We start from the raw sequence: 8,945 nt of genomic DNA, 5'->3' as shown, positions 1-8,945 counted from the left end.
TCCAATCAACATTGTCTCATTTAACACAGCCCTATTAAAAGTAAAAAAACACTCGCTTAGAGTGTTTGAACTGTATGTATGGAGGAGAAGATGAGATTCGAACTCACGCAACGGTTGCCCGCCCTAACGCATTTCGAGTGCGCCCCCTTATAACCACTTGGGTACTTCTCCAAATGGAGCGGGTGAGGGGAATCGAACCCCCGCCGTCAGCTTGGGAAGCTGAAATTCTACCATTAAACCACACCCGCAACTTACATTTCGTTAAGAACACCTATACTATAGCATAAAGCGGGCCATTTTTGTCTAGAAACTTGCTTGAATCATAAAAAGTGCTGAGGGTTATCCCAGCACTTTTTTCTAAGCTTCTGCTTTTGGCTTTACTGCGAACAAAGTAATAATCGCGGCCATAATGGTAAGGCTGCTTAGAACAATAAAAATCCAATGATTAGCATATTTCATTAGGATTGCAATCAATGGCGGGCCTGCAGCAACTCCAATAAACCGCATTGAACTATAAATGGAGGAAATAGTCCCGCGTTCCTTTTTCTCTATGCCTTCGGTGATTAAGGCATCTAAACAGGGGAGACTTAAGCCAATTCCTACTCCGGTGATAAGGAACATGGTTAGCATATACCATAGCTGGATTGAAAACCATAGTGCAGCAATTGAAATAGCTGCAAAGAGAATACTGATTAAAGTGATCCATTTCATTAATACCTTATTTTTCTTAATGATCTTTCCACTGATAAAAGAGGCTAAACATAGTGCACCAAGCGGTAGTGATAAAAAGAAACCTTTTTTTAGATCTTTGATTCCATACTCTTTTTCAAAGGTTTCTGAAAGGTAAAACAAAATTCCAAACAGGACGAGCATAAGAATACCGCCAATAAAAAAGATGGCATACAGCCAACGTCCTTTTTCCGTAAAGGTTTTTTTAATATTTGTAAAAAATTGCTTGAAAGGAATAGGTTCTTCATTACTTTTAGGGCATTTAACAAGAAAGATCATTAAGATAACCGATATGGCACAAAACACTGGAATTGAAAAAAATGGTAGAAACCAGATGAATCCAGCAAGAAAGGCTCCGAGTATAGGACTTAAAACCTTTCCTAACGTATTAGACGTTTCAATAAGTCCGAGACAGCTGCTAACATCATCTTCACTTTTAAACATGTCACCAACTAAGGGTAGTACAATGGGCATGGCCCCCGCTGCCCCTACTCCCTGCAGGGCCCGGCCAACTAAAATGAGCCAATAGGCATCCGTTAACTTCCATGCAGCCCACCAAGAGATTAGCCCTCCAATCGCCGCAATAAGGAGACTCGGAATAATCACTTTTTTTCTGCCGATATGGTCGGATATGTATCCGGCTACGGGAATTAGAAAAATTGCAACGATGGAATAAACCGTAATAATCATACTGGTTTGAAAGGATGTGATAGATAATTCTTTTTCCATAGAAGGTAATACAGGAATCAACATTGAATTTCCTAAAGTCATCACTAAAGGAATGGAAGACATCGAGACAATAGCCCATTTTTGCTTGGCAATTTCACTTTGTTTTTTTTGGCCAGCATCCGAGTGTTTCTTCTTTGCTGCCTTTTGGTTTTGGCTTAATCGTTCAATATGTTCCATGAATCTTCTATCCCGCCTTCATAATATGCTCTAAACATTCCACGCCGAAGAGACATGTTTGCTTGCTAATGTTAATATTGGCTAATTCAAATGAAAATAACATATATTAAGGTATCCTTTAAATGGAAAGCGATAAGTAAAAATAGACTTAAGATACTCAATTTTGAATTTTTTAAAAATATATAATACTTGACATTATTACTGGAGTTGTATAGGATAATAATCAATAAAGCAAAACATAATAGGTGTTGACGAAGAGTAGTAACTTTTACGGATTCTTAAGAGAGCTGATGGTTGGTGCAAATCAGTGTAGACGTTTAAGCGAATGGACTTCCGAGCCTCCAAACCGAACCCTTATAGGCAGTAGGCTTTGGCGAAGATCTCATCGTTACAAGAGACAGATATTCAAGCTTTTTTGCTTCGATATCGGTTGAGTGAGCTAATTTTAGCTAATGAAGGTGGCACCACGGGTCTTCCGTCCTTTTTGGATGGAGGGCCCTTTTGTATTTTTAAGTAAAATAATTAACTCGTTGAACAAGAGTAGTACACAAAATTAATTCTTACCAGAGAGTCGGGGGAGGTGCGAGCCCGATATGAATGAATTTGTGGAATGGACTTGTGAGAGGTGTCTTGAACCTTAGTAGGGACGCCCGGATTCCCCCGTTAAAGGGATAGGATATCGGACAGAATATGTTCTGTATCTGAATGAGGAAACAGAGCTTGATCTGTTTCAAAGGGAGGTGGCACCACGGTCTTAGAATCGTCCTCTATATGCGCAATCTATTTGCGCGTATAGAGGACGATTTTTTTATTTTCGAAAAGGGGTTGTGACATGAAGACAATAAATCGATGTTTAATACAGGAAATCAAAGGAGATACATTAACACCCATCTCGATCTTACAAAAGATAAGCGGAACGAAGAAATTCTTATTAGAAAGCTCTCATAAATATAATGACTCGGGGAGGTATTCTTTTATTGGAGCAGATCCCGCCTTTGAACTCATTTCTAGAGGCGAAACAAATGAAATTATTTATCGTGATGGTGCAAAGCGTACATTGAATGGAAACCCTTTAGAAGTTATAAAGAAGCTATTACCTGACGGGATATTTGACGAATGTGATTTTCCTTTTATAGGTGGCGCAGTGGGGTATGTGGGCTACGACATCATTAGAGAGTTTGAAATCATCGGTGAGGAATATCCAAATGGTTTGGAAATGCCAGATGTGCATCTTATGTTTTTTGAAGAAGTGATTGTTTTTGATCATCTTCAAGAAAAAGTAAAAATATGCGGTCTTCCATTATCAGAAAAAAGTAGTACAGCGTTAATCGAAAGACGAGTAATGCAACGGATAGAAGAATTAAAAAAACCAAATTATTATTACGAAGAGGAACCCTATACTTTTAGCGGTTTTGAATCGGATACAACAAAAGAAGCGTTTATTAAAAGTGTTGAAACAGCAAAAGAGCATATCCTTGCAGGCGATATTTTTCAAGTAGTCCTTTCAAGACGTATGAAATCATCGTTTCAAGGTACACCCTTATCACTTTATCGAAAGCATCGAAGCACTAATCCAACACCGTATATGTTTTATATCGACTTTGATGGATATACCGTGATTGGTTCATCGCCAGAAAGCTTAATTAAAACACGTGGCAACACAGTTATCTCCAACCCAATTGCCGGGACAAAGCGGAGAGGAACAACTGCTGAAGAGGATGAACGGATTGGGCAGGAATTAGTTAACGATGAAAAGGAGCTTGCCGAACATCGAATGCTTGTGGACCTTGGAAGAAACGATCTTGGCAAAGTTTGTGAATTTGGAACGGTTCAAATTGAGAAGTATATGTCGGTAGAAAAATTCCGTCATGTTATCCACTTAGTTTCGGAGGTTAGCGGAAAGCTTCATCCGGAAATGACGGCATTAGATGCCTTGGCGGCCTGTCTGCCAGCAGGGACGGTTTCTGGTGCTCCAAAAGTAAGAGCAATGGAAATTATAAATACATTAGAAAGATCAAAGCGCGGTCTTTATTCCGGAGCAGTTGGCTATCTGTCAGTAAACGGAAATATGGATTTTGCCTTGGCGATACGCACCATGATCATTAAAGACGGTGGAGCCATTATCCAAGCAGGTGCAGGGATTGTTTACGATTCAAATCCAGAGTCAGAATATGAGGAAACTTTAAACAAGTTGAGGTCCTTTTTGGAGGGTGAAAAATGATTTTATTAATTGATAATTTTGATTCGTTTACCTTTAACCTATATCAATACCTAGGGGAACTGGGTGAGGAGGTTGTCGTTTATCGGAATAATCAGCTGAGTATGGAACAAATCCAAAAGTTAAACCCGAAAGCGATTATTTTATCTCCAGGGCCTGGCCGGCCTGAGGATGCAGGAATTTGTATAGAATTAATTCAAACTTTTTATAGGACCATTCCTTTACTAGGTATATGTCTTGGTCATCAAGCAATTGGCGCAGCTTTCGGCAGTGAAGTAAGGAGGGCTCATTATATTAAACATGGGAAAACTTCTTTCATCACTCATCAAGGCAATGAAGTATTTGCAAACTTAAGTACTCCATTAGAGGTAATGCGTTATCATTCGTTGACGTTAGAAGAAAGTAATCTTTCAGCGGAGTTGGAGTGCATTGCTCATTCCAACGATGATCATGAAATTATGGCAATAAAACATAAGGAATATCCGGTTTATGGGCTGCAATTTCATCCGGAATCAATCGGAACTCCGGATGGAAAACAAATGTTAAAAAACTTTTTAATCGAAATAGAAGGGATGAGGGAAAATGAAAAACTATCTACTCCAATTAGCTGAGCAGCGATCCTTTTCTGAAGAGCAAATGCAAGAAGCAGTTGATTTAATCTTAGGAGAAGAAGTTTCTGAATCTGAAATTGCCGCCTTCTTAATGGGGTTAAAGTCTAAGGGTGAAACAGTTGACGAAATCGCTGGAATTGTTCGGGCTATGAAGGGCAATACCCTTCGCTTCAACCAGAAATTTCCGAATGTTCTGGATAACTGTGGGACTGGTGGAGACGGTTCATCAAGCTTTAATGTTAGTACAACTTCAGCCTTTGTTATAGCTGGTGCCGGAATTCCAGTCGCTAAGCATGGCAATAGAAGCATCTCAAGTAAAACAGGAAGTGCAGATGTCCTTGAGTATCTGGGAGTGAATCTAAATTTACCCTCTGAAAGGACGGAAGAAATACTTCATGAAATCGGGATCGCCTTTTTATTCGCTCCACATGTGCATCCAAAATTAAAGAAAGTGATGACAGTTCGGAAAGAATTGAAAATTCCCACGGTCTTTAATTATATTGGGCCATTAACAAATCCGATTGAACTGGATTATCAATTGTTAGGAGTTAATCGCAGGGATTTACTAAACGTATTTGCAGAAGTACTCAAAAAGCTGGGACGGAAAAGGGCGGTTGTCATAAATGGCGCTGGATTTATGGATGAAGCTTCTCTTCAGGGAGAAAATCATTATACCCTTTTGGAAGATGGAAAAATTACTAGTCATACATTTACACCTGAAGATGTCAATCTCCCGCAATACGATAACAGCCAGATAAAGGGCGGGGATTCGATAGAGAATGGGGAAATCTTATTAAAAGTACTAAAAGGGGAAAAAGGTGCCCCCCGTGATACAGTATTATTAAATGCTGGTATCGGTATTTATACAGCTGGAAAAGCCAGCTCCATTGTCGAAGGTATTGAATTTGCTAAGGAAATTATCGATTCAGGTGCAGCCTATGCAAAACTAACAACTCTTATCGAAAAATCAAAAATAGGCCAGAAAGAGGCGATTTAAATGGAAACCATTCTTGACCGGATTATTGAACAGAAGAAAAAGGAGGTCCAGCAGCTTCAAGAAAGGACGGAAATCATTCAGGAAACAGCTTATCCAAAAAGATCCTTTTTAGAAAAACTGCAAACAGCAGAGGAGCTTTCCATCATTGCAGAATATAAACGAGCATCTCCATCAAAGGGTTTAATCAATAATGGAGTGGAACCAGAAGTACAGGCCGCAATTTATGAGAAATCTGGAGCGTCTGCCATTTCTGTATTAACTGATTCCACCTTTTTTAAAGGCTCTTTTGCCGACTTGAAGACAGTCCGAGAAACAGTTAACCTGCCGATCTTGTGTAAGGATTTTATTATTAGCCCATTGCAGATTGATGTCGCAGCTGCTAACGGGGCTAACATCATATTGCTAATTGTTGCCGCGCTAGATGAGAGCAGGTTGCATTCGCTCTTTAAATACGCGAAAGCAAAAGGCTTAGAAGTGCTAGTAGAGGTCCACAACCAAGTAGAACTGGAAAAAGCGCTTAAAACAGGAGCAAAGTTAATTGGGGTCAATAATCGTGACTTAAAGACATTTAAAGTTTCGCTAGAAGTAACCGAACAATTAGCCTCAATTGTAAAAAAATCTGGAGCCTACTTAATAAGTGAAAGTGGAATCCATACGAAGCAGGATGCTGACAGGGTTCGAAACGCGGGTGCAAATGGAATTTTAGTAGGCGAGGCCTTAATGGTCAGCCCGGATATTGAGAAATCCTTCTCTAATCTCCGTCTCCCACTTCAAGAGGGTGTTAATAAATGAACATTAAGGTAAAAATCTGTGGACTCATGGATAGCCATACCGCACTTAAAGCTGTTGAATATGGTGCAGATGCCATCGGATTAGTATTTGCAGAAAGTAAGAGGAAGGTAACACCAGACAAAGCACAAGAAATTGTTTCTTGCTTACCAGCAAATGTCATGAAAATTGGTGTTTTTGTTAATGAAACGAAAGAAGAGATTGAAAGGATTGCGTCTTTAGTTGGTTTAACCCATATTCAACTTCATGGTGAGGAGTCTGCTGTCTTTTCTCAATCGCTTCCCCTAGCGGTTGTAAAAGCGATCAGCTTTGAAGGTAATGAATCCTTAGAAGAGATTATTCAATACCCAGCCGATTATATTTTGCTCGATGGTCCAAAAGGAAAATATCGGGGCGGAAATGGAACATCGTTTGATTGGAAGCAAGTTAACACTTTAGGTTTGAAAGGCAAAAAAGTCATTCTTGCCGGGGGATTACATCTTGAAAATGTCACTGAGGCCGTACAAATCATTAACCCCTATATGGTCGATGTAAGCTCTGGGGTTGAAACAAATGGAGTAAAAGATCTAGTGAAAATAAAAGCATTTATTGAAAAGGTGAAAACTATACCAATTGGAGGAAAACTAAATGAGCACCTATACATTACCGAATGAAAAAGGCCATTTCGGAATATTTGGAGGAAGATTTGTACCGGAGACCCTGATGAAGGCGGTTATTGAATTAAATGAAGCCTATGAAGAGGCAAAAAAAGATCCTGCTTTTCACGGTGAAATTGCTAGATTAGCAAAAGAGTATGTTGGTAGAGAGACACCATTATACTTTGCGGAAAATTTGACAAAACATGCGGGCGGGGCAAATATTTACCTAAAAAGAGAAGATTTGAACCACACGGGTGCCCATAAAATAAATAACGCGATTGGTCAGGCATTGCTTGCTGTTCGTATGGGGAAAAAAAGAATTGTAGCTGAAACAGGAGCAGGTCAGCATGGCGTTGCAACAGCGACGGTGTGTGCCTTATTAAACCTTGATTGTATCATTTTTATGGGTGAGGAAGACATTAAACGACAAGCCTTAAATGTCTTTCGAATGGAATTGCTAGGTGCTAAGGTTGTTGGTGTATCCTCAGGCAGTGCTACCCTAAAGGATGCAGTTAACGAAGCCTTAAGATATTGGGTAACTAATGTGGATGATACACACTATTTACTTGGTTCAGCTATGGGGCCGCATCCATTTCCAATGATGGTGAGAGATTTTCAAAGTGTCATCGGCAAGGAGACGAGAGAACAATTTCTTGCGCGCGAAGGCCGTCTGCCTGAAGCTGTGGTTGCTTGTATCGGGGGCGGTAGTAATGCAATCGGAATGTTTTATCCATTTATTGAGGATAAGGAAGTTCGTTTATATGGGGTCGAAGCTGCAGGGCAGGGTGTGGAAACTGAGTTCCATGCTGCGTCCTTAACAAAAGGGAAACCAGGAGTTCTCCATGGTTCATTAATGTACCTATTGCAAAATGAAGATGGTCAAATTCAAGAGGCCCATTCTATTTCAGCAGGACTTGATTATCCTGGAGTAGGTCCTGAACACAGCTACTTAAAAGACAGCGGCCGGGCCAATTATGTTTCCATTACTGACCAAGAGGCACTTGATGCTTTCCAACTTTTATCAAAATTGGAAGGGATTATTCCTGCGCTTGAGAGTTCTCATGCAGTTGCATACGCTATTAAGCTTGCGGCTGAAATGAAAGACAATGAAAATATCGTTGTTTGTTTATCCGGTCGTGGCGATAAAGATGTAGATGCAGTTAAAGCAAGACTTGAGGGGAGGAATTAAAATGAATCGAATTGAAAAAGCATTTGCAGCATTAAAAGAAAATCAAAAGAAAGCCTTTGTTCCCTACATAATGGCAGGTGATGGAGGTTTAGAAACGTTAGTTGACAGACTTGCAATACTTGAAAAGTTCGGTGCTGCTGCGGTCGAAGTGGGAGTTCCCTTTTCTGATCCTGTAGCAGATGGGCCAACGATTCAACGGGCTGGCCTAAGGGCGCTCGCTAATGGTACCACCTTAAGAGGGATTGTTCAGGAAATTGAAAAGGCTAGAAAGGTAGTGTCCATTCCCATTATACTAATGACTTATTTGAATCCCATTTATTCATACGGGATAGCTGAGTTTGTCCGCGACATTCGGAATGCCGGGGTGGATGGCTGCATCATTCCTGATCTGCCAATGGAAGAGGAAGAGATTATTGCGCCGGAACTTGAAGCAGCCGAAGTTGAATTAATCCGTTTAGTGACCCTGACAACACCTCTTGACAGAATTAAAATGATTTCCAGTAAGGGAAAAGGTTTTCTATATACGGTAACTGTTAAAGGAATCACCGGGGTAAGAAATGAGTACGATGCCGAACTGACCAACTTTTTAAAATCTGTCAAAGAAGTTAGTAAGATCCCTGTAATGGCAGGGTTCGGTATATCAAGTAAAGAGCAAATACAAGAAATATCCAAATATAGTGATGGCGTTATAGTAGGCAGTAAAATTGTCGACCTATTTGAACAAAACCGCCTTAACGAAATGGAAGAATTAATGTCTGTTAGTAAACAGAAATCAAACGTATTATAAATGACACGGTCTGCTTCTGTTTTCAGAGTGGACCTTTTTTATCAATTAACTAATTGTGAGTGTTAATTCCTGGCATCATTT

8 protein-coding genes, 2 tRNA genes and 2 other annotated features are annotated in these 8,945 nt (G+C 40.0%); of the genes, 7 read left to right on the top strand and 3 right to left on the bottom strand.

Translation table 11 applies throughout. The annotated features are described in order from the left end of the window. Positions 1-79: 79 nt before the first annotated feature. The 3 genes from V7266_RS15415 to V7266_RS15405 all read right to left on the bottom strand — a co-directional run bounded on the left by V7266_RS15415 (position 80) and on the right by V7266_RS15405 (position 1,635). Positions 80-171: transfer RNA gene (locus V7266_RS15415), tRNA-Ser, on the bottom strand. Between the two features lie 3 nt (positions 172-174). Next, positions 175-248: transfer RNA gene (locus V7266_RS15410), tRNA-Gly, on the bottom strand. Positions 249-357: 109 nt separating this feature from the next. Beyond that, positions 358-1,635, bottom strand: a complete 1,278-nt coding sequence (locus V7266_RS15405) for an MFS transporter (protein WP_335468819.1) — start codon at positions 1,633-1,635, stop codon at positions 358-360. Between the two features lie 239 nt (positions 1,636-1,874). Then, positions 1,875-2,121: a binding site (T-box leader), on the top strand. 35 nt (positions 2,122-2,156) lie between these two features. Continuing rightward, positions 2,157-2,406, top strand: a binding site (T-box leader). Positions 2,407-2,467: 61 nt separating this feature from the next. Between V7266_RS15405 and trpE the strand changes: the two genes are divergently transcribed. The 7 genes from trpE to trpA are packed head-to-tail and all read left to right on the top strand — an operon-like array spanning position 2,468 to position 8,864. Then, complete coding sequence (gene trpE / locus V7266_RS15400) at positions 2,468-3,856, top strand: anthranilate synthase component I (RefSeq protein ID WP_335468818.1); 1,389 nt, start codon at positions 2,468-2,470, stop codon at positions 3,854-3,856. Beyond that, positions 3,853-4,464 (top strand): anthranilate synthase component II, encoded by a 612-nt coding sequence (locus tag V7266_RS15395; protein ID WP_335468817.1) that lies wholly within the window; start codon positions 3,853-3,855, stop codon positions 4,462-4,464. Before trpE ends, V7266_RS15395 begins: the two co-directional genes overlap by 4 nt. Beyond that, entirely contained in the window at positions 4,436-5,461 is a 1,026-nt protein-coding gene (gene trpD, locus V7266_RS15390; RefSeq protein WP_335468816.1) for an anthranilate phosphoribosyltransferase, read from the top strand. Before V7266_RS15395 ends, trpD begins: the two co-directional genes overlap by 29 nt. Then, positions 5,462-6,253, top strand: coding sequence for an indole-3-glycerol phosphate synthase TrpC (trpC, locus tag V7266_RS15385; protein ID WP_335468815.1), 792 nt, complete (start codon positions 5,462-5,464; stop codon positions 6,251-6,253). Between the two features lie 2 nt (positions 6,254-6,255). Next, entirely contained in the window at positions 6,256-6,903 is a 648-nt protein-coding gene (locus tag V7266_RS15380; protein ID WP_335468892.1) for a phosphoribosylanthranilate isomerase, read from the top strand. Further along, positions 6,878-8,077: a tryptophan synthase subunit beta gene (trpB, locus tag V7266_RS15375; protein ID WP_335468814.1), complete on the top strand. Its 1,200-nt coding sequence runs from the start codon at positions 6,878-6,880 to the stop codon at positions 8,075-8,077. The genes V7266_RS15380 and trpB overlap by 26 nt, the downstream gene beginning before the upstream one ends. Before the next feature lies 1 nt (position 8,078). Beyond that, positions 8,079-8,864, top strand: a complete 786-nt coding sequence (gene trpA / locus V7266_RS15370) for a tryptophan synthase subunit alpha (RefSeq protein ID WP_335468813.1) — start codon at positions 8,079-8,081, stop codon at positions 8,862-8,864. The last annotated feature ends 81 nt before the right edge of the window (positions 8,865-8,945 follow it).

Source organism: Neobacillus drentensis, assembly GCF_036965645.1.
Lineage (GTDB): Bacteria > Bacillota > Bacilli > Bacillales > Cytobacillaceae > Neobacillus > Neobacillus drentensis_D.
Note: the sequence above shows the minus strand (reverse complement) of the source record. Positions and strands in the feature narration are given on the sequence as shown.

Coding starts and splice junctions, on each gene's coding strand:
- V7266_RS15405 (WP_335468819.1), bottom strand. CDS start 1,635: ATGGAACATATTGAACGATTAAGCCAAAACCAAAAGGCAGCAAAGAAG.
- trpE (WP_335468818.1), top strand. CDS start 2,468: ATGAAGACAATAAATCGATGTTTAATACAGGAAATCAAAGGAGATACA.
- V7266_RS15395 (WP_335468817.1), top strand. CDS start 3,853: ATGATTTTATTAATTGATAATTTTGATTCGTTTACCTTTAACCTATAT.
- trpD (WP_335468816.1), top strand. CDS start 4,436: ATGAAAAACTATCTACTCCAATTAGCTGAGCAGCGATCCTTTTCTGAA.
- trpC (WP_335468815.1), top strand. CDS start 5,462: ATGGAAACCATTCTTGACCGGATTATTGAACAGAAGAAAAAGGAGGTC.
- trpB (WP_335468814.1), top strand. CDS start 6,878: ATGAGCACCTATACATTACCGAATGAAAAAGGCCATTTCGGAATATTT.
- trpA (WP_335468813.1), top strand. CDS start 8,079: ATGAATCGAATTGAAAAAGCATTTGCAGCATTAAAAGAAAATCAAAAG.